The organism is Undibacterium hunanense (assembly GCF_014284335.1).
Taxonomy (GTDB): Bacteria; Pseudomonadota; Gammaproteobacteria; order Burkholderiales; family Burkholderiaceae_D; genus Undibacterium; species Undibacterium hunanense.
Genome location: NZ_JACOGF010000001.1, coordinates 258343 through 277478, shown reverse-complemented (window position 1 = coordinate 277478; position 19136 = coordinate 258343). Strand labels below are relative to the sequence as shown.

General features: G+C 51.8%; 22 protein-coding genes. 18 read left to right on the top strand and 4 right to left on the bottom strand.

The features are described 5' to 3' along the window. Nucleotides 1-4 precede the first annotated feature (4 nt). The gene (gene mfd, locus H8L32_RS01200; RefSeq protein WP_186945329.1) at nucleotides 5-3436 is read right to left on the bottom strand and encodes a transcription-repair coupling factor; all 3432 of its coding nucleotides are present in this window, start codon (nucleotides 3434-3436) and stop codon (nucleotides 5-7) included. A gap of 118 nt (nucleotides 3437-3554) precedes the next feature. Here mfd and ispD point away from each other — a divergent pair, with 118 nt between their 5' ends. The 9 genes from ispD (at nucleotide 3555) to H8L32_RS01155 (ending at nucleotide 9076) form a co-directional block, all read left to right on the top strand. Beyond that, on the top strand, nucleotides 3555-4316 hold the full coding sequence (ispD, locus tag H8L32_RS01195) for a 2-C-methyl-D-erythritol 4-phosphate cytidylyltransferase (protein ID WP_186945724.1): 762 nt from the start codon (nucleotides 3555-3557) through the stop codon (nucleotides 4314-4316). Next, a complete protein-coding gene (gene ispF, locus H8L32_RS01190) occupies nucleotides 4306-4809 on the top strand; it encodes a 2-C-methyl-D-erythritol 2,4-cyclodiphosphate synthase (RefSeq protein ID WP_230412017.1) in 504 nt (167 codons plus the stop codon). The genes ispD and ispF overlap by 11 nt, the downstream gene beginning before the upstream one ends. A gap of 38 nt (nucleotides 4810-4847) precedes the next feature. Continuing rightward, nucleotides 4848-5120, top strand: a complete 273-nt coding sequence (locus H8L32_RS01185; protein ID WP_186945328.1) for a DUF4404 family protein — start codon at nucleotides 4848-4850, stop codon at nucleotides 5118-5120. Nucleotides 5121-5221: 101 nt separating this feature from the next. Continuing rightward, complete coding sequence (locus tag H8L32_RS01180) at nucleotides 5222-5368, top strand: cytochrome bd-I oxidase subunit CydX (RefSeq protein ID WP_222619120.1); 147 nt, start codon at nucleotides 5222-5224, stop codon at nucleotides 5366-5368. A 143-nt stretch (nucleotides 5369-5511) separates the two neighbouring features. Next, entirely contained in the window at nucleotides 5512-5991 is a 480-nt protein-coding gene (locus H8L32_RS01175; RefSeq protein ID WP_186945327.1) for an FKBP-type peptidyl-prolyl cis-trans isomerase, read from the top strand. A 122-nt stretch (nucleotides 5992-6113) separates the two neighbouring features. Continuing rightward, nucleotides 6114-6392: a DnaJ domain-containing protein gene (locus H8L32_RS01170; RefSeq protein WP_186945326.1), complete on the top strand. Its 279-nt coding sequence runs from the start codon at nucleotides 6114-6116 to the stop codon at nucleotides 6390-6392. Continuing rightward, a complete protein-coding gene (locus tag H8L32_RS01165; protein ID WP_186945325.1) occupies nucleotides 6389-6988 on the top strand; it encodes a hypothetical protein in 600 nt (199 codons plus the stop codon). Before H8L32_RS01170 ends, H8L32_RS01165 begins: the two co-directional genes overlap by 4 nt. 9 nt (nucleotides 6989-6997) lie before the next feature. Then, nucleotides 6998-7762: a hypothetical protein gene (locus tag H8L32_RS01160; RefSeq protein ID WP_186945324.1), complete on the top strand. Its 765-nt coding sequence runs from the start codon at nucleotides 6998-7000 to the stop codon at nucleotides 7760-7762. Nucleotides 7763-7852: 90 nt separating this feature from the next. Further along, nucleotides 7853-9076 carry a hypothetical protein gene (locus H8L32_RS01155; protein WP_186945323.1) on the top strand — a complete coding sequence of 408 codons (1224 nt, stop codon included), beginning with the start codon at nucleotides 7853-7855 and terminating at the stop codon, nucleotides 9074-9076. Between the two features lie 46 nt (nucleotides 9077-9122). On the opposite strand, the gene H8L32_RS01150 is transcribed toward H8L32_RS01155, so the two are convergent. From H8L32_RS01150 to H8L32_RS01140, 3 genes are all read right to left on the bottom strand, one after another. Continuing rightward, nucleotides 9123-10283, bottom strand: coding sequence for an iron-containing alcohol dehydrogenase (locus H8L32_RS01150; protein ID WP_186945322.1), 1161 nt, complete (start codon nucleotides 10281-10283; stop codon nucleotides 9123-9125). Nucleotides 10284-10347: 64 nt separating this feature from the next. After that, nucleotides 10348-11100, bottom strand: a complete 753-nt coding sequence (locus H8L32_RS01145; protein ID WP_186945321.1) for an SAM-dependent methyltransferase — start codon at nucleotides 11098-11100, stop codon at nucleotides 10348-10350. A gap of 112 nt (nucleotides 11101-11212) precedes the next feature. Next, nucleotides 11213-11824 carry a Maf family nucleotide pyrophosphatase gene (locus tag H8L32_RS01140; protein ID WP_186945320.1) on the bottom strand — a complete coding sequence of 204 codons (612 nt, stop codon included), beginning with the start codon at nucleotides 11822-11824 and terminating at the stop codon, nucleotides 11213-11215. A 126-nt stretch (nucleotides 11825-11950) separates the two neighbouring features. Here H8L32_RS01140 and H8L32_RS01135 point away from each other — a divergent pair, with 126 nt between their 5' ends. From H8L32_RS01135 to H8L32_RS01095, 9 genes are all read left to right on the top strand, one after another. Next, nucleotides 11951-12475 carry a YceD family protein gene (locus H8L32_RS01135; protein ID WP_186945319.1) on the top strand — a complete coding sequence of 175 codons (525 nt, stop codon included), beginning with the start codon at nucleotides 11951-11953 and terminating at the stop codon, nucleotides 12473-12475. Between the two features lie 125 nt (nucleotides 12476-12600). Further along, the gene (rpmF, locus tag H8L32_RS01130) at nucleotides 12601-12783 is read left to right on the top strand and encodes a 50S ribosomal protein L32 (RefSeq protein WP_186945318.1); all 183 of its coding nucleotides are present in this window, start codon (nucleotides 12601-12603) and stop codon (nucleotides 12781-12783) included. A gap of 239 nt (nucleotides 12784-13022) precedes the next feature. Next, nucleotides 13023-14105 (top strand): phosphate acyltransferase PlsX, encoded by a 1083-nt coding sequence (gene plsX, locus H8L32_RS01125; RefSeq protein WP_186945317.1) that lies wholly within the window; start codon nucleotides 13023-13025, stop codon nucleotides 14103-14105. Further along, the gene (locus tag H8L32_RS01120; protein WP_186945316.1) at nucleotides 14102-15088 is read left to right on the top strand and encodes a beta-ketoacyl-ACP synthase III; all 987 of its coding nucleotides are present in this window, start codon (nucleotides 14102-14104) and stop codon (nucleotides 15086-15088) included. Before plsX ends, H8L32_RS01120 begins: the two co-directional genes overlap by 4 nt. A gap of 71 nt (nucleotides 15089-15159) precedes the next feature. Beyond that, entirely contained in the window at nucleotides 15160-16101 is a 942-nt protein-coding gene (fabD, locus tag H8L32_RS01115; RefSeq protein WP_186945315.1) for an ACP S-malonyltransferase, read from the top strand. After that, nucleotides 16098-16850, top strand: coding sequence for a 3-oxoacyl-ACP reductase FabG (gene fabG, locus H8L32_RS01110; protein ID WP_186945314.1), 753 nt, complete (start codon nucleotides 16098-16100; stop codon nucleotides 16848-16850). Before fabD ends, fabG begins: the two co-directional genes overlap by 4 nt. Before the next feature lie 151 nt (nucleotides 16851-17001). Next, the gene (acpP, locus tag H8L32_RS01105) at nucleotides 17002-17241 is read left to right on the top strand and encodes an acyl carrier protein (protein WP_110253556.1); all 240 of its coding nucleotides are present in this window, start codon (nucleotides 17002-17004) and stop codon (nucleotides 17239-17241) included. Nucleotides 17242-17273: 32 nt separating this feature from the next. Then, nucleotides 17274-18515 (top strand): beta-ketoacyl-ACP synthase II, encoded by a 1242-nt coding sequence (gene fabF, locus H8L32_RS01100; RefSeq protein WP_186945313.1) that lies wholly within the window; start codon nucleotides 17274-17276, stop codon nucleotides 18513-18515. Nucleotides 18516-18590: 75 nt separating this feature from the next. Then, on the top strand, nucleotides 18591-19046 hold the full coding sequence (locus tag H8L32_RS01095; protein ID WP_186945312.1) for a protein YgfX: 456 nt from the start codon (nucleotides 18591-18593) through the stop codon (nucleotides 19044-19046). Nucleotides 19047-19136 lie beyond the last annotated feature (90 nt).

The window sequence follows — 19136 nt, the reverse complement described above, 5'->3', positions numbered from 1 at the left end:
TTATTTAGTGCAGTGCCTTGATGGTGGCCTTGATCTGGGCTACACGGCTGGCCAGGTCGGGCATGGCGGCTGTAATGCGCAGCTTGTCCTGGCCATTGAGTTTGATGTGCTTGTTTTTTTGCACCAATTCTATGATGCGCATACCATCTATCGGTGGCTTGGGTTCAAACTGCAGGGTCGCAGCTTCGCTGTGGGCATCGATTTTGATGATGCCCAGCGGTTTGGCGGCAACGCGCAATCTGTGTGTTTCCAGCAGCGATTTCACGGCTTCTGGCAGTTTGCCAAAGCGGTCTATCATTTCTTCCTGCATGTCATCAATGCCGCTGGCGCTGCTGCAATTGGCCAGGCGCTTGTAGATGGACAGGCGTTCATGCACGTCGCCACAAAATTCATTCGGCAGCAGGGCGGGGATGTGCAGGTTGATTTCGGTCGTCGTCGACAATGGTGCGGCCAGATCAGGTTCCTTGCCATTTTTCAGCGAGCGTACGGCTTCATTGAGCATGTCGGAATACATCTGGAAACCAATTTCATGCATCTCGCCAGACTGGTTGTCACCCAGTACTTCACCGGCACCGCGAATTTCCAGATCATGCATGGCCAGGTAAAAGCCGCTACCCAGTTCTTCCATCTGCTGAATGGCTTCAAGGCGGCGATTCGCTTGCTTGGTCAGGCTTTGCACGTCATGTACTAGCAAATAGGCATAGGCCTGATGGTGGGAACGACCGACGCGACCGCGCAACTGGTGTAATTGTGCCAGGCCGAATTTGTCAGCCCTGTGCATGATGATGGTATTGGCTGTGGGTACGTCAATGCCGGTTTCAATAATGGTGGTGCACAGCAAAATATTATGGCGTTGGGCCACAAAGTCACGCATGACTTTTTCCAGGTCACGCTCATGCATCTGGCCATGTGCCACGACCACGCGTGCCTCTGGCAGCAGGGCTTCCAGCATGGCCTTGCGGTTTTCTATGGTTTCAACTTCATTGTGCAGGAAGTACACCTGGCCGCCACGTTTCAGTTCGCGCAGGCAGGCTTCGCGGATGACGGAATCATCTTCCCCGCGTACAAAGGTCTTGATCGCCAGCCGTTTTTGCGGCGCAGTGGCGATGATGGAAAAGTCACGCAAACCTTCCAGCGCCATACCCAGGGTGCGTGGTATGGGTGTCGCTGTCAGTGTCAATACATCGACTTCTGCACGTAGCGCTTTGAGGGCTTCTTTCTGACGCACACCAAAGCGATGTTCTTCGTCGATGATCACCAGACCAAGGCGGGAAAATTTGACATCGCCAGACAGCAATTTGTGCGTACCGATGACGATATCGATGGTGCCGTCGCCCATGCCCTTCATGGCCAGACTGATTTCCTTGCTGGAACGGAAGCGCGATAATTCCGCAATTTTCACTGGCCAGTTGGCAAAGCGGTCGGCAAAGGTTTGGGCATGCTGTTCTGCCAGCAGTGTGGTGGGTGCCAGAATGGCGACTTGCTTGCCACCCATGACGGCGACAAAGGCAGCACGCAAGGCCACTTCTGTCTTGCCAAAGCCTACATCGCCACAGATCAGCCTGTCCATGGGCTTGCCGGACGTCATGTCGCCAATCACGGCAGTGATGGCGGCTGCCTGGTCTGGTGTTTCATCAAAGCCAAAGCTGTCGGCAAAGGCTTCATAGTCACGCGCAGAATATTCAAAGGCATGGCCTTGACGTGCCGCGCGGCGGGCATACAGGTTCAGCAGTTCGGCGGCGGTATCGCGGATTTGCTGCGCGGCTTTTTTCTTGGCTTTTTCCCACTGACCTGAGCCCAGGCTGTGCAAGGGAGCATCATCAGGTGACGCGCCGGAATAGCGTGAAATCACGTGCAGTTGCGATACCGGCACATACAGCTTGGTGTCTTTTGCATATTCCAGATGCAGGAATTCGGTCTCACCTTCGCCCAGATCCATGCTGATCAGACCCATGTAGCGGCCTATGCCATGGTTGCTATGGACCACGGGGTCACCGATTTTCAATTCTGACAGATCGCGCACCATGTGCTCAACCTGGGTGACAGCCTCCTGCTTTTTGCGGCCTATGCGCTTGCCACTGCCGGCATACAGCTCGGCTTCGGTAATGAAGGCCAGACCATCTGCCAGTACAAAACCGGCATGCAACGGGGCGACGCCCAGCATCAGCTTGCCGTCTGCTGTGGCAAAGTCGGTATAGCCTTCACACAGGCTCAGGCGGATATCGTATTCAGTGAAATACTGTTGCAGGGTTTCGCGACGGCCCAGGGTTTCGGCGCAGATCATCACGCGTTTATCTGTTTGCAGCAGGAAGGAGCGCAAGTTCGTCAGCGGATCATCGGCACGACGATTGACGGCTATATCTGGCAAAAAGCTGGACACTTCTGAGGCGGCGGCTGTTTTGTCTGTATCGGCAATAGTCCAGCGTGCCAGCGGTTTCAGCGCAGCAAAGAAGTCTTCATCACGCAAAAATACGGTTTCTGGTGCCAGTACCGGGCGTTCACGGTCAGACTTTAAAAACTGGTAGCGTGATCGTGTATCGTTCCAGAAGCGCTTGATGGCGTCGTCGATATCGCCTATCAGCGCAAAATGTGGTGTTGCAGGCAGGTAGTCAAACAGGGTGGCAGTCTGTTCAAAAAACAGTGGCAGATAATATTCTATGCCCGCAGACGGAATGCCATTGCCGATGTCTTTATAGATGGACGAACGCGAAGGGTCGCCTTCAAAAGTTTCACGCCAGCGGCTACGGAAGGCTGCCCGCGCCGGTTCATCCATTGGGAATTCACGCCCAGGCAGCAGGCGCACTTCCGGCACAGGGTAGAGCGAACGCTGGGTGTCGGCATCAAACGTGCGTATGGTTTCTATGGTGTCGCCAAACAGGTCCAGGCGGTAAGGCAGCGCTGAACCCATGGGGAACAGGTCGATCAAACCGCCACGCACCGAATATTCACCCGGCGACATGACCTGGTTGACATGGCTGTAACCGGCCAATGTCAGTTGGTTTTTTAGCTTTGCCTCATCAAGGCGGTCACCTTTTTTGAAAAAGAAGGTGTAGGCTGCCAGGAAAGACGGTGGTGCCATGCGCAGCAAGGCTGTAGTAGCCGGTGCCAGCAAGACATCGCAATTGCCGTTCTGGATTTCATGCAGGCTGGCCAGGCGCTCTGATACCAGATCCTGATGCGGTGAAAAGGCGTCGTATGGCAGGGTTTCCCAGTCCGGCAGCAAATGGCAGCGCAATTCTGCATTAAACCAGGGGATTTCATCCAGCAGGCGCTGGGCATCTCCCGGGTTGGCAACAAAAATGGTCAGCATGCGCTTTTCCAGCTTGAGCGCAGTAGCAGCCTGTGCCAATGCATACGCATCGGAAGAGCCGTGCAGATAAGGAAGTGCCAGCCTGTGGCCGGGTTTTGCTAAAGATTTGCTGAAATCAAATGACATTGCGGCTAGACGAAAGGATGCCGTAAAACGTATTACGGAACAGGATACGCGGTTAAAATGAGCGCCTCATTATAAACGAAGGGGCTCTTTGATATCAGAGAGCGCCAATCTGGATGGTATGGTCGCGGAAATCACATTACAGGACGAACCACGCTATTTTGCACTGATTCCGGCCGCAGGAGTAGGATCTCGCATGGGTGCAGCTACCCCCAAGCAGTATCTGCAACTGGGCACCAAGACAATTTTGCAACATACGGTCGATGCCTTTTTAAGTTTTGCGCCGGTTCAGCATACCTTTGTCGTGGTCAGCGCTGGCGATAGTTATATCGACACGCATTTGCAAGCGGCAGAAAAGTTGACGGTATTGCGTTGTGGTGGTGAGACCCGCAGGGATACGGTACGCAATGGCCTGCGCCAGATGGCAGCGCAATTGAAAGCTCAGCTAACCGGTCAGTCGAACGGTCAGTTAAGGGCTGATGACTGGGTATTGGTGCATGATGCTGCCAGGCCGGGCTTGAATCAGCACTTGCTGCAACATTTGCTGGCCCGCCTGGACGGGCACACTGTCGGTGGTTTGCTGGCCTTGCCGGTGGTGGATACAATCAAGCAGCTTGTTGATGGCAGGGTAAAGACCGTGCCACGCGATGGCATGTGGCTGGCGCAGACGCCGCAAATGTTTCGCTATCAACTGCTGTGTGATGCCCTGGACCAGGCTGAGCAGGTGACAGATGAGGCCAGCGCCATCGAGGCTGCAGGTCATGTTCCAGAACTGGTAGAGGGGCATCCTTGCAACGCGAAACTGACGCTGCCGGGTGATCTGGCCCTGATTGCCAGATTGATGGATATTCCATTTGAAGAAAGAAAGATTGATGCAAAATAAGATGCAGCCCTTCAGAATAGGGCAAGGTTATGACTGCCATGCCTTGGTACCAGGGCGCAAACTGATCATCGGTGGCGTGGAAATTGCGCACCATACCGGCTTGCTGGGACATTCTGATGCCGATGTGTTGCTGCATGCGATTACCGATGCACTGTTTGGTGCAACTGCACTGGGCGACATAGGCAGACATTTTCCCGATACGGATACGCGCTTTGCCGGTGCGGATTCACGCGTATTGTTGCGGGAAGCCGTTAGCCGGATTCATGCGGCTGGCTATCAGGTGGGTAATCTGGATGCCACCATCATTGCCCAGGCGCCGAAGATGGCACCGCATATTGCAGCCATGGTGGCGAATATTGCCGATGATTTGCAGGTCACTGTGGACCAGGTCAATATCAAAGCCAAGACCAATGAGCGTCTCGGTTATCTGGGGCGGGAAGAAGGGATTGCTGCTGAAGCAGTAGTGCTGGTTTTTCCCAAAGCAAACGCCTAAACTGAATGTAATATGAAAAACAATGGAGGAGATGCCGTATGAAAAGCGAACACCTGAAAAATTTATTGACCCAGTTACATCAGGAACTGGCTGGTGCTGGTCCCGTTGATGAAGAGTTAAAGTCTTTGCTGGAAACCCTGAGCACTGATATCCATCAGGTGCTGACGACGTCGAAACAGCATGACGATCCTGTGTTCGCAGCACTCAGCGAACGTTCACAAGCCTTGTCGGCAAAATTTGCCGCCCAGCATCCCAAACTGGAACCGGCTTTGCGTGAGCTGGGAACCATGCTGGAAAAAATCGGCGTATAAATGTACTTTATGACAAGCTTCATTTCAACTGCTTCTGCCTAAAACCGCCATCATGGCGGTTTTTCATTTGGCATGTTGAACATTGGTAATCGAAAATAGGCTTGGTGCTGGCGTTTGGTATCATTAATGCCATGTGGCTGGAAGCAGACTATGCTTTCCGTGACCGCGACAAAGCACAGACCAAAGAACGTTTCAACCAGGCGCGACAGGAGTATAAAGAAGGCAGGGAAGGCAAACATGATGCTTGAGGCTGGCTCTGTTAGAATAGAGGGTTAGCCTGAAAGGATGGGGCGGGCTGTTTGTATGCCTGTTTTTGCCCTTGCCCCCAGTCTTTTTCATTTTTGTCGCATAGAATGCACAATTACACCTCGTAATCAAACCTATTACAGCCATGCAAATTTCACAAAATACCGTCGTCAGCCTGAATTACGCCATGTACAACGCCGAAGGCGCGCTCATCGACCAGAATCAGCAACCTATTGTTTACCTGCATGGCGGATATGACAACATCCTGCCAGCGGTTGAGGCAGCGCTTGAAGGTAAGGCCGCTGGCGACAAGGTGTCCGTGACTTTGGCACCAGAAGAAGGCTTTGGCGAATTTGACCCAGGTTTTGTACGTGAAGAAGATATCAGCGCCTTCCCGCCAGATATCGAAGTTGGCATGACGTTTGAAACACGTGACCCAGAAACTGAAGAAACCATGCAGTTTCGCGTGACAGCCATCGATGCTGGTATCGTCACGGTCGATGGCAATCACCCTCTGGCTGGCATGACCATCCGTTTTGAAGCGGAAGTCATCGAAGTGCGTGAAGCCAGCGATGAAGAAGTCGTGCACGGCCATGTGCACGGCGAACACGGCCACCATCACTGATCTTTCTTGATGGGGCTTCGGGTGCAGACCCGGTGAGGAGAGAAAGTTTCTCTCCTCGTACCTCTTTCATGACGGCAGGTCTGCTGTAGTAATGTCAGTCCAAATGCAAGCCAAGAGTGTGTATGAAAGACTATTATTTTGTTCTCGGCATCGCCAGTAATGCGAGTCTGGCCGACGTTAAAAAAGCCTTTCGTCAAAAGGCCTCAGAGTTCCATCCGGATCGAAACGATTCGGAACTGGCACCAGAAAAATTCCATGCCGTAAAAGAAGCTTACGATGTCCTGTCGGATGAGGCAGCCCGTGCTGCCTATGATGAAAACAGGCGACGTAACTTGCTGGACTCGCCACTGGAAACGGCAGGCGAAATCTGGAAAAATTATTTATCAGGAGTATTGCAGTGAAATTGTCGCGTTTTTTTGAAGACCTGATGTCGGTATACAAGGCCGAGTTGGAAGACCTGAAATCCGATTCCGAGGGTAAAAATGTACTCAAGGCCAGGTTGCGCGAAAAGGCAGAACAATTGCCGATGTTATTGCCGATGATGGCCAGCAATCCGGAAATGCTGGCAGTGGCGTTTCACGAGGGCTTCATTTTCATGAATCCGCTGGCACTGGAAGCCTTGTCGACCAAGGAAGAAAACAAATTACCTTCGTGGAAGAGCCTGTCGGCGGCAGTCAAGCTGGAACCCTGGGCAGAGCCTTTGAGCCGCATCGTCTTGAAAGACCCGGCAGGGGAGGCGTTTCTGGTGATTGCGGCAGGGCTGGAATACCTGAACCGCAGCCAGCAGACGCGCAAACTTGGTGCCAGTGACGCGCAGGATGAGGATGACGAAGACAGGGAAGCCAACGAGGCCAGTGACGAATTGAAGGAAAGCGGTGACCTGGATGGCCAGTATGGCCGTCATGGCAGGGATGATGGCGACGATGGTGATGACTACGACCTGGGTGAAGCTGGTGCCGACTGGCTGGCGGAACAGGGCTTTGACCGTAAAGAATAAGGAGTATTGATGAACTATCCCGCATTAATCGAAGCACAGAGCCTGGTCAAGGCTGGCGATATCGCTGGCGCTGAGCATGCATTGGCAAACCTGGCGGAAACCGAAGGCGATAAAGCCCTGGTGGCCGCACTGGATGAATTTCCGGCCAAGGATTTGCTGGCCATCATCCGCGAATATGATGCGTCCAAGGAATCACTGGTGAATTTGCTGGTGACGCCTGAACAGTTTGCCCAGGCGGTCGTGCTGGAGCGCCGCTATGGCGACCAGACGCATGAGCAATTGCGCGGCATGGTCAATTCCGTGATTTTCCGTGAAGGGGCTGATCCGGCGGAATTTTTATATGAAATCGCCGAAGTCGATGGGGGTTATGATGCCCTGGTTGATTATCTGCTGGACCGTACGCAGATGGTCGAACATTTTTACCGTTATGCCACGTTTGATCTGTATGAATATGGCGACGAATCCAAGACCCGCGCGCTGGATGATGATTTGCTGAACCTGACCCGCGATACCGAAAGCCTGGCTTCGCCTTTGGATATGGCAAACCTGGAAGACCATGACTGGATGCAGGTCACCTATATTCTGCGCTATGAATTACCGGAGATTTTCCGGGAAGTGCTGATGAAATTGCGTGCCCGTTATAAAGCCTATCAGGCCAGCCTGGCCCAGGATGAACTCGAAGGTGGCGAGGGTGTGGAAGAAGAGCAGGAAGAACGTCCAAAAAATAATGATGACGGCGATGACAAGGATGATGACGAAGAGTCTGCCCTGTAATCACTGATTCTGTATTTTGTTCAGATGCCGGGTATGCCTTGCTGTACCCGGCGATAGTCTTGCCTTCATCCTGGAATCATCTGCATACCCATGTCTGAAAACACTTTCGAAATTGCGTTGCTGGACAATCGCCCCTTCTTTGAGTCGGCGTTGCGCTATGGCGTGCAAAAGGCAATTATCAGTTCCACGAAAATTGCGGCAATAGAGACCGAGGCACCCAAGGGCATGGTGCAGATTGCCGAAGCTTTTGGCAGCAAATACCTGCGCCCCGAAATTGAAGCGGCACGCAAGCGCATCGTCAATCTGGCCAGCCTGTATTTGATAGAAGCCAGCAAGGGTGATTTGGAGCTGGCAGCGAAAATGATACGTGATAACACTTTTTTGACGCTGTCGCGCGGTGGTTCCGGTTTGCTGAAAACCTTGTTCGCCCTTCCTGAATACGCTTTGCTGGGACATGAAGCCAAGGGCAAGGTAGAGGATTTTCTGGAAGCCTGGTCGCTGAAAGAAAAACCGCTGGAATACAGAAATACACTCGAACACCGCCAGATGAATGCGCTGGAAATCGAGGCCGGTTACTGGTTCGGTGAAATACTGGGCCTGTCTGCCAGTTACCTGAAAGAAGAAGATGTGGAGGCGGTATCGGTAGTCCGCACAGCCTTGCTGTTGCAGATGTTTGGCAAGCCCGATGCGATGTTGCAGAATCAGGTGGAATTTGCCAGCCTGGTTGACTCTATACGCACAACGACGGCAGCCAGGCTGAAAAAAGCCTGGTCAGCCGTTGATCTGGCTGATATTCCTGAAAAATTTCACGCTATTGTCGAGCGTGTGCAGGGCGAGATCAAATCCCATGACCTGCCGCGCCTGCAAGATAAAACGGCCTCACTGGACAAACTGGTGTTTGAACTCAAGGATCGTTACTACCTGCGTGATCATGAAGTGGAAGATACGTCAGAATACGATGCCCTGGTATCCAAAGAGTGGACCAGGCTGACCAAGGGCAAGACCGATATCGATTCGCTGCTCACTCTGTTTATCTGCATCGTGGGTGGCATTACACCCAAAACGACATTGCCTGAGAAAACGGCAAAAAGCCTGGTGAAAAAATTCCGCGACGAGGGATTTCAAGCGGAACTGGCGACGGACTGGATTAAAACTGCCGCCCCCCATGAAAAGCAGGAAGGTTTGCTGGAAGACTGGAATAATTTTGTAGAAGAAGCGGGCAATTATTTGCTGGATGACTGGGATACTAATTACACCGGGGCCATGCGCTTTTTGGATGCGAATTGCCATATTGCGAAGCCGGCAAAGAAATAAACTTGCAGCCATTCAGCGTTGAATGGCTGCACACTTCTCAAACCAATTACAAACTGAGCTCCAATACCTGACGGCTGACATCCAGTGTCACGTCGCGTTTTTCACCCAGGCTGACCATGCGGTGGGTTTCCAGTGCTGACAGGATGGGCGCAATATCATTGCTGCCAAGCTGGTAGTCGCTGAGACGGGTTTTGACACCCATCTGTTCGAAGTAATCTTGCATGCGGCTGATGGCTGTTTCTATGCGGCTGTCTTCATCGCCATCATGCAGACCCCAGACGCGTTCTGCAAATTGCAGTAACTTTGCCCGTTTGCCTTCCTTGCGTACGCGTAGCATGCTGGGCAGGACGATGGCCAGGGTTTGGGCGTGGTCAATATTGTGCAGGGCTGTCAGTTCATGGCCTATCATATGGGTCGCCCAGTCTTGCGGCACGCCAGTGGAGATCAGGCCATTCAGGGCCATGGTGGCACACCACATGAGATTGGCGCGTACATCATAATCTTCCGGATTGGCCAGGGCTTTCGGGCCTTCTTCGATCAGGGTCAGCAACAGGCCTTCGGCGAATCTGTCCTGTACCGGTGAATTGACCGGATAGGTCAGATACTGTTCCATGATATGAACAAAGGCATCGACCGCACCATTGCCGATCTGGCGTACGGGCAGGGTGTAGGTAGTGGTTGGGTCCAGCACGGAAAACTGCGGGAAGCAGTGACGGCTGGAGAAGGCCATTTTTGCCTTGATGGATTTGCGGGTGACGACGCCGCCATTATTCATTTCCGAGCCGGTGGCCGGCAGGGTCAATACACTGCCAAACGGCATCGCTTTGGTGACATTGCTGCCGCGTTTTTCCATGATGGCCCAAGGCTCGCCGCCTTCGAACAAGGCTGCCGCTGCAATGAATTTGGTGCCATCAATAACAGAACCTCCGCCTACCGCCAGCAAAAAGTCTATCTTGCTTTGCTTGATGATTTCGACTGCCTTCATCAGGGTTTCATAGCTGGGATTGGGTTCGATGCCGGTAAATTCGGTGACCTTGCGGTCTCCCAGTGCGGTCATGACTTGATCGTACACGCCATTTTGTTTGATGCTGCCACCGCCGTAGAGCATCATTACATGGGCTTCGGCAGGGATGACTTTGTTCAGATCGGCAATGCGGCCTTTGCCAAATAAGATCTGTGTCGGGTTGTAGAAATCAAAATTCAGCATGTTCATTTCCTCCAGAAAGAAGATATCTTAGCGCAAATATAAAAAATGAACCGGTCGTTCTTTTTTATTGTGATAAAAACAGGAAAACGGTCGGTTTTTTATGAAAATCAGGTGCCTGCTGTTTGCTCAGGCGGGTTTTCCATTCGGCAGCGGTTCTGGTCTGTAGTGACTCTGTATCCAGGCTCAGGTCGGTGGCAACGCAAATCAGGGTGGTTGGCTGGCACTGGCTGCTCAGCGCTTCCAGCATGGCCATATTGCGATATGGGGTTTCTATCAGCAATTGCGTCTGTTTTTCTTTTCTTGAGCGGTCTTCCAGTTCCTTGATGCGTTTTGCCCTGAGGGCTGCATCGGTAGGCAGGTAACCGTGAAAGGCAAAGCTTTGGCCGTTCAGTCCACTGCCCATCAGGGCCAGTAGCAGCGATGAGGGGCCAACCAGCGGGCGTACTTTGATCTGGCGCTTATGGGCCAGTCTGACCAGGTTGGCGCCAGGGTCGGCCACCGCAGGCACGCCAGCCTCTGAGATCAGGCCCACGTCATGTCCTTGCAATAGCGGCTGCAACAAACCTTCCAGCGCCTGTTCAGGGGTGTTGATATTCAATTCTGAAATATGCATTTCCTGGATGCTGTGTTGCAGTGGATGTTGCTGACTGAGGAACTTCAGATAGGCGCGGGTGGTTTTGGCGTTTTCAGCAACAAAGTACTGCAATTGTGCGCTGAATGCCTGCACGCTATCGGGGATGATGCTTGCCAGTAAATTGCCCTGTTGATTTTCATTGATGCCCAGGGTGTTGGGGATAAGGTAGAGCGTGCCTGTCATGGTAGTGTGCTTCTCGTTGTTTTCGTTGTTGTTTTGGGGGCTTTCGCAAAACCGCCCTGGCTACGTTGCAGTTACTTGCCAGGGTAACTTGTGGAAGTCCTGATGATAGGTTTTACAGCTTAAAAAAGTGCACGCCGGCGTTTCTTAGCATGGTAGTCAACGCAATCAGGGGCAGGCCGGTCAGGGCAGTCGGGTCTGTGCTTTGTATGCTTCCCAGTATGCTGATGCCCAAGGCTTCATTTTTGGCGCTGCCGGCGCAATCATACGGTTGTTCTATGCGTAGATAGGCATCCAGTTCGGCATCGCTCAGGTTGCGGAATTGTACGGTGGTGGCAATGTCTTCGACTTGCAGACGAACCGGGGCATTTTGGCGTGTATCCAGCACGCACAGGGCGGTATGGAATATTACTTCACGGCCACGCATCAGTTGCAATTGCTTCAATGCATTTTCATGATTACCAGGTTTGCCGATTTGCAAATCATCCAGCGTGGCAACCTGGTCTGAGCCTATGATGATGGCTTCGCCGTGGTCGGCGGCAATGGCCTCGGCTTTCTGGCGTGCCAGACGCAGCGCGGTCTGTACCGGGCTTTCGCCGTCGAACGGTGTTTCATCCAGGTCTGGTGCTATACTTTCGAATTCGAGTTGCAGTCTACCTAATAATTCACGGCGATAGGCTGAGCTGGAGGCCAGAATGAGCCGGGTTGTTTGCTGGTTTATTTGCATTTTTGGACATGTCTGCCAGATTTTGCGCATAAAAATCATGAAAAATTAGCGCAAATTACGGCAATGCTTTGACTAAGAAGGTGTAATCCTGTTATTATCGCAGGTTTTCTGGGTTCAAATAATCCTATGCAAGCATTTGTGATCGACGCTTTCACGTTTTCTCGGCTCGAAGAGCAGCGTTCGGGAAGGTTTTTGGTTACAGATTTGCCCCGTCTGTCAGAAGAGAGTGCAAGCGCCGAAGGCGGATTGGACTGGACTCTGCAAGGTGGCAAGGACAAGCTGGGGCATGCGCAGTTGAAATTGACTGTGGCTGGCTCGGTGCAGTTGTTGTGTCAACGTTGCCTGACGCCGCTGGCATTTGAAATTGACTCTGAATCCGTATTGATACTCGCCAAAAACGAAGAAAATGCCGATGAAATAGACGCATTGCTTGATGATGACGAGGTCGATGTTGTAGTGGGTAGCAAAACATTCGATATCAAGGATTTGATAGAGGATGAGGCGCTACTGGCAATACCCCAATCGCCCAAACATGCAGTATGCCCGGATCAACCGTTGGCTTCAGCAAGTACTACTGCAGCGATTGAAGCAGAAGTCGGTAAAAAAGCATCACCTTTTGCTGTGCTGAAGAAAATTAATGGGCGTACCTAGTGGCATTATTCTGAAAAAACACTCAGGTCGAAGTATTGTTAGGGATTCTTGGCTGGTGATGTTTGCACTCTCCAGTCAAGTGTGTTAAATTTTTAGAAACATTTTTTGAAGTATTAGGAGTTATCATGGCAGTTCAGCAAAACAAAAAGTCCCCATCCAAGCGTGGCATGCACCGTTCCCACGATTTCCTGGTTGCACCGCAACTGGGTATCGAGCCAACAACTGGTGAAACACATATGCGTCACCACATCAGCCCTAACGGCTTTTATCGTGGTCGTAAAGTATTGAAAACCAAGAACGACGAGTAATACCTGTTCCTGGTAAAAAAAGCGGCGTGACGAGTCCTGGACTTGGCGCCGCTTTTTTTCGTTAACCTGCATTTTGTCTGTGCCTTGCCGAAATAATTTTTGCGCAAGTTCTATGATGGAATAGTGCGGGTGATTTCTTGAAATTTTGAGATAATTCCGCATTTGAAAAATTAATTCGGGATGATTCCAGTCTCGGTTTGATACACTAGCTGTTTCGGATTGAAGTTTCGTATCACTACATGACAATTAAAATTTCCATAGACTGCATGGGCGGAGATCATGGCCCGGCAGTTACCGTGGCAGCGGCCGTGGCGTTTGCCAACCGCGAGCCCGATGTTGAATTTCTTCTGGTGGGGACTGAGGCTGTCATTCAGGCTGAACTGAAGAAGTGTCACGCCAGCAATCATGCGCGCCTGAGAATCATCAATGCCACCGAAGTGGTGGAGATGGATGATCCGATCGAAGTCGCCTTGCGTCGCAAGAAAGATTCTTCCATGCGCGTGGCAATCAACCAGGTGAAAGAAGGCAATGCGCAGGCCTGCGTGTCTGCGGGCAATACCGGTGCTCTGATGGCCGTATCACGCTATGTGCTTAAAACCATGCAGGGCGTTGATCGCCCGGCCATCTGCAGTATTTTGCCGAACCAGAAAAATTTACCGACCTATATGCTTGACCTGGGCGCAAACGTGGATTGCGAGCCCCTGCATTTGCATCAGTTTGCCATCATGGGTTCTGCCCTGGTGTCGGCGCTGGAAGGCAAGGACAAGCCCAGCATAGGCTTGCTGAACGTCGGCGAAGAAGATATCAAGGGCAATGACATGGTCAAGAAGACGGCGCAACTGCTGCGTGCCGATCATGAGCGTGGCATCCTGAATTTTTATGGCAATGTCGAAGGCAATGACATCTTTGAGGGTACGACTGATATCGTCGTTTGCGACGGTTTTGTTGGCAATGTCACCTTGAAGGCAGCCGAGGGCATGGGGCGTTTTGTCAAAACCACCCTGACGTCATCGTTCAAGAGTAATCCCCTGAATATGCTGGGTGCCTTGCTGGCACGTGGTGCGCTGAAATCCATATCGCGCACCATGAATCCCTCCAATTATAATGGCGGCAGTCTGCTGGGTCTGCGTGGCCTGGTATTCAAAAGCCATGGCAGTGCAGACAAATATAGTTATGAATGGGCAATACAGCGCGCATTTGATGCCGCAAAAAATGATGTATTGTCCCGCATCGCGACCACAATGGCAAAATTGATGCCCATTGCAGAAGTAGCTGCAGTCGCTCCGGACAACAACGAACTCTTGGTACAAAAAACCGCATGACTTTCTTTAGCAAAATTATCGGTACTGGCAGCTACCTGCCTCCCAACAAAGTAAGTAATCAGGAATTGACCGACCAACTGGCGGCAAAGGGTATAGAAACCTCGGATGAATGGATATTCTCGCGCAGCGGTATTTCGTTCCGTCACTATGCTGAACCTGAAGTTACTTCCAGTGATCTGGCGGTAGAAGCCGCGAAGAAGGCGCTGGATGCTGCAAAAATGCAGCCGAATGATATTGATCTGATCGTTCTGGCGACATCGACACCGGATTTCCTGGGTGGCTTTCCCAGTACCGCCTGTGTGGTGCAAAACAAGCTGGGCATCAACAATGGCGCAGCTGCCATGGATGTGCAGGCAGTGTGTAGTGGCTTCATGTATGCGATGTCAGTGGCTGACAGCATGATCAAGTCGGGCAGCCATAAAAATGTGCTGGTGATCGGCGCGGAAGTATTTTCCAAGATACTGAATTTTGAAGACCGTACAACCTGCGTGTTGTTTGGTGATGGTGCTGGTGCGATTGTCATGTCCCGTTCTGATGAACCCGGCGTGCTGGCAACCAAGCTGCATGCCGACGGCAGTCATGCCAGTATCCTGTGCGTGCCTGGTAATGTGCAGGGCGGTGTGGTGGCTGGCAGTGCTTTCCTGTATATGGATGGCCCGGCGGTGTTCAAACTGGCTGTGTCCGTGCTGGAAAAAGTGGCCAACGAAGCCCTGGAAATTGCTGGAATGAAGGCCGACCAGATTGACTGGCTGATACCGCACCAGGCCAATATACGCATCATGCAGAGCACGGCAAAAAAAATGCGCATGCCTATGGATAAAATGGTGGTGACGGTTGATCAGCATGGCAACACCTCCGCTGCATCGATACCGCTGGCGCTGGATCTGGCCGTGCGCGATGGCCGGGTGCAGCCGGGTCATACGGTTTTACTTGAAGGTGTGGGTGGTGGCTTTACCTGGGGTGCAGCCATAGTCAGGATGTAATTCAGTAACTGGTAAGTCGTAAGCAAATAATAAGCAAACAACACGCAAATAATAAACACATAGAGATAGATATGACGCAATTTGCATTTGTCTTCCCCGGCCAGGGCTCGCAGGCCATAGGCATGTTGAACGGCTTCGCCGACAATGCCGTAGTCCAGCAAACCATCGCCGAGGCATCTGATGCCCTTAAGCTTGACCTGGGTAAACTGATCAACGAAGGCCCGAAAGAGGCGCTGGATCTGACAACCAATACGCAGCCAGTCATGCTGACGGCCGCCGTGGCCTGTTACCGTGCGTGGATAGCTGCCGGTGGGCCGATACCAAAATTGGTTGCTGGCCATAGTCTTGGTGAGTATTCGGCGCTGGTGGCCGCAGGTGTGATCGCCTTTGCTGATGCTGTGCCCATGGTGCGTTTCCGTGCGCAATCCATGCAGGATGCGGTGCCTGTCGGGCAGGGCGGCATGGCTGCCATCCTTGGCTTGTCAGATGAAGATGTCAAGCTGGCCTGTGCTGAGGCAGTATCTGGCACGCCAGGCGAGGTGGTTGAAGCCGTCAATTTCAATGCGCCTGCGCAAGTGGTGATTGCCGGTAGTAAGGCAGCGGTTGAGCGCGCCTGTGAAATCGCCAAAGCCAAAGGCGCCAAGCGCGCTTTGTCTTTGCCGGTATCTGCGCCTTTCCATTCATCCCTGTTGAAGCCGGCATCGGATAAATTGCGTGATTACCTGGCAGGTATCAATTTTTCTGCGTCAGCCATTCCGCTGATCAACAACGTCGACGTGACTGTGCTGAATACGCCAGAGTCTATCCGCGATGCACTGGTAAGGCAGGCAGCCAGCCCGGTGCGCTGGGTAGAAACCATTAATAAAATGCACGCTGATGGTATCAGCCATGTCATTGAATGCGGTCCAGGCAAGGTATTGACCGGCCTGACCAAGCGCATTCAGGCAGAGTTGATTGGCGATGCCGTATTTGATCAGGCAAGTTTGGATAAAGTATTGGAAATCTTGAAATGACACAACAATTGGAAAATCAGATTGCCCTGGTTACCGGGGCTTCACGCGGCATAGGTAAGGCAATTGCCATCGGTCTGGCAAAAGCGGGCGCAAAAGTCATCGGCACGGCAACGTCCGAATCCGGTGCTACCGCCATTACCGCCTATCTGGAAGAAGTTGCGCCAGGTGCGGGCAGGGGCGTTGTATTCAACGTCAATGAGGTTGAGCGCAGTGCCAGCCTGGTGGAAGAGATACAGAAAGAATTTGGCGGTCTGTCCATTTTGGTGAATAACGCCGGCATTACCCAGGATCAACTGGCCATGCGCATGAAGGAAGAAGAGTGGGATAGCGTTATTTCCACCAATCTGAGCGCTGTGGCCCGTCTCTCGCGTGCGGTGTTGCGTGGCATGATGAAGGCCAAGGGTGGCCGTATCATTAATATTACTTCCGTTGTCGGTTCTTCCGGTAATCCGGGGCAAATGAACTATGCTGCTGCCAAGGCTGGTGTGGCTGGCATGAGTCGTGCATTGGCCAGGGAAATTGGCAGCCGTAATATTACGGTTAATTGTATTGCCCCCGGTTTTATTGATACAGATATGACCCGGGCATTGACTGATGAGCAAAAAGCCGCGATTTTGCAACAAATTCCGCTTGCAAAACTGGGGCGTCCGGAAGATATTGCAGCTGCAACCGTGTTTTTGGCGTCTCCCGATGCGGGATATATTACCGGTACAACACTGCATGTGAATGGCGGGATGTACTTGGCGTAATCATTTTGTTGATTTTTATCAGTAACTTCGACGAAAATAACAGGAGTTATTGCTGAAGATCGGGGGCTTGCTTTTTTTGCTCACAAACCTGCTAAAATGCGCGCACTTTCTGTAGGCCCTTATTTTTTTGATTTTTTCACTGGAGACACACATGTCCGATATCGAACAACGCGTTAAGAAAATCGTCGCTGAACAACTGGGCGTCGCTGAAGCTGACATCAAAATCGAATCCTCTTTCGTGGACGATTTGGGTGCAGATTCTTTGGACACAGTTGAATTGGTGATGGCACTCGAAGACGAATTCGAAATGGAAATCCCTGACGAACAAGCTGAGAAAATCACGACTGTTCAACAAGCGATTGACTACGCTAAAGCACACCTCAAGGCCTAATAGTCGAATTTTTTCAAATCCAGGAGAAGCGCTTGAGTCGTTCGCTTAAACGTCGAGTCGTCGTTACCGGGCTCGGTTGTATTTCGCCAGTCGGCAATACTATTGCAGATGCTTGGGGTGCCATCACTGCTGGGCAGTCCGGGATCGCTACGATCACCAAATTTGATGCAACTCCCTTCACCACGCATTTTGCCGGTGAAGTGAAAGGCTTCAATGTCGAAGACTACATGCCGGCAAAAGAAGCGCGCAGCATGGATACGTTCATCCACTACGGCATTGCCGCAGGGGCGCAGGCTTTTGTAGATAGCGGTCTGACCGTTACCGAAGAAAATGCAGAACGTATCGGCGTGATTGTTGGCTCTGGTATTGGCGGTCTGCCTCTGATTGAAGAAACCAAAGAAACCCTGATAGAGCGTGGACCACGCCGTATCAGTCCTTTCTTTGTGCCTGCTTCCATCATCAACATGATTTCTGGCCATCTTTCCATCAAATATGGTTTGAAAGGCCCGAATCTGGCAATCGTCACGGCATGTACGACCGGCTTGCACTGCATCGGTTCTGCCGCACGCATGATCGTCTACGGTGATGCTGACGTGATGATCGCAGGTGGTGCGGAATCGACGATTTCGCCCCTGGGTTTGGGCGGCTTTGCTTCTGCGCGTGCGCTGTCGACCAGAAACGATGATCCTGCCACATCTTCCCGCCCTTGGGACAAGGACCGTGACGGTTTTGTCCTGGGTGAAGGTGCTGGTGTTATGGTGCTGGAAGAGTATGAGCATGCCAAGGCACGCGGTGCGAAAATCTATGCTGAAGTCATCGGCTTTGGCATGAGTGGTGATGCTTATCACATCACTTCGCCTACTATGGATGGTCCGCGTCGCAGCATGATCAATGCGATGAAGGATGCTGGCATCAATCCTGAGCAAATTGCTTACCTGAACGCGCATGGTACATCAACGCAGATTGGTGACAAGAACGAAACCGATGCGATCAAGGCAACCTTTGCTGACCATGCCTACAAAATTACCGTGAATTCGACCAAGTCGATGACCGGTCATTTACTGGGTGGTGCCGGTGGTCTTGAATCCGTGTTCACGGTGCTGGCCCTGCACAATCAGGTATCGCCACCGACGATCAATATCGTCAATCAAGACCCTGAGTGCGATCTCGATTACTGTGCCAATACGGCACGGGATATGAAGATCGAATATGCAATGAAAAATTCGTTCGGCTTCGGTGGAACGAATGGCACTTTGATATTTGCAAAAGCCTGATTCGGAAAAGAATCAATCCTGGCACTTCGTTTCAGTTTGAAATGAAGTGCCATTTTTTTTGCCGTCGTGTCCACCATGTCGATTGCGCTGTTTGCTGAAATCAGGCCTTCACGTATCCTGCTTGCTGCATTAACTGGCATGGCAGGTCTGGCGCTTGCCAGCCTGAGTCTGGTGATCTGGCAGTCGGGCATGGCAGTGGCGGTGAAAGCCTTGCTGTGGGTGGTCGCCGCGTGCCTGATTGTGCTTCAGTTATACCGGACCTGGCGCAAGGAGGCGCGGTTCTGCAAGCTGAGTATTGCCGACAGTGGTTCCATGATCTTGCATGAAACTGCGGGTGCTATCCATCATGCGGGTCTGACCGTGAGCTTGAGTCCCAAAAGCCGCTTGCTACCGCAATTGCTGTCAATTTTTCTGATTGATGAGCAGGGCCGGGAGCACAAGTTGCTAATTTTGCCTGATTCTGTGAATCCTGTTGTTTTTCGGGCATTGAAAGTAAGCCTGATGTGGATTAGCCAGCACTATGTGAAATGAAATGTTACCTCTGTGAAGGAACTTTTAGCAATAATGAGTACTCTGACCGGGTATAAATCGCGTATGTTGACGTTAATAAAATGCATTTGC

Excerpts from the sequence above, each read along its gene's own strand:
- mfd (WP_186945329.1), bottom strand. The coding sequence starts at position 3,436 with ATGTCATTTGATTTCAGCAAATCTTTAGCAAAACCCGGCCACAGGCTG.
- ispD (WP_186945724.1), top strand. The coding sequence starts at position 3,555 with ATGGTCGCGGAAATCACATTACAGGACGAACCACGCTATTTTGCACTG.
- ispF (WP_230412017.1), top strand. The coding sequence starts at position 4,306 with ATGCAAAATAAGATGCAGCCCTTCAGAATAGGGCAAGGTTATGACTGC.
- H8L32_RS01185 (WP_186945328.1), top strand. The coding sequence starts at position 4,848 with ATGAAAAGCGAACACCTGAAAAATTTATTGACCCAGTTACATCAGGAA.
- H8L32_RS01175 (WP_186945327.1), top strand. The coding sequence starts at position 5,512 with ATGCAAATTTCACAAAATACCGTCGTCAGCCTGAATTACGCCATGTAC.
- H8L32_RS01170 (WP_186945326.1), top strand. The coding sequence starts at position 6,114 with ATGAAAGACTATTATTTTGTTCTCGGCATCGCCAGTAATGCGAGTCTG.
- H8L32_RS01160 (WP_186945324.1), top strand. The coding sequence starts at position 6,998 with ATGAACTATCCCGCATTAATCGAAGCACAGAGCCTGGTCAAGGCTGGC.
- H8L32_RS01155 (WP_186945323.1), top strand. The coding sequence starts at position 7,853 with ATGTCTGAAAACACTTTCGAAATTGCGTTGCTGGACAATCGCCCCTTC.
- H8L32_RS01150 (WP_186945322.1), bottom strand. The coding sequence starts at position 10,283 with ATGCTGAATTTTGATTTCTACAACCCGACACAGATCTTATTTGGCAAA.
- H8L32_RS01145 (WP_186945321.1), bottom strand. The coding sequence starts at position 11,100 with ATGACAGGCACGCTCTACCTTATCCCCAACACCCTGGGCATCAATGAA.
- H8L32_RS01140 (WP_186945320.1), bottom strand. The coding sequence starts at position 11,824 with ATGCAAATAAACCAGCAAACAACCCGGCTCATTCTGGCCTCCAGCTCA.
- H8L32_RS01135 (WP_186945319.1), top strand. The coding sequence starts at position 11,951 with ATGCAAGCATTTGTGATCGACGCTTTCACGTTTTCTCGGCTCGAAGAG.
- rpmF (WP_186945318.1), top strand. The coding sequence starts at position 12,601 with ATGGCAGTTCAGCAAAACAAAAAGTCCCCATCCAAGCGTGGCATGCAC.
- plsX (WP_186945317.1), top strand. The coding sequence starts at position 13,023 with ATGACAATTAAAATTTCCATAGACTGCATGGGCGGAGATCATGGCCCG.
- H8L32_RS01120 (WP_186945316.1), top strand. The coding sequence starts at position 14,102 with ATGACTTTCTTTAGCAAAATTATCGGTACTGGCAGCTACCTGCCTCCC.
- fabD (WP_186945315.1), top strand. The coding sequence starts at position 15,160 with ATGACGCAATTTGCATTTGTCTTCCCCGGCCAGGGCTCGCAGGCCATA.
- fabG (WP_186945314.1), top strand. The coding sequence starts at position 16,098 with ATGACACAACAATTGGAAAATCAGATTGCCCTGGTTACCGGGGCTTCA.
- acpP (WP_110253556.1), top strand. The coding sequence starts at position 17,002 with ATGTCCGATATCGAACAACGCGTTAAGAAAATCGTCGCTGAACAACTG.
- H8L32_RS01095 (WP_186945312.1), top strand. The coding sequence starts at position 18,591 with ATGTCGATTGCGCTGTTTGCTGAAATCAGGCCTTCACGTATCCTGCTT.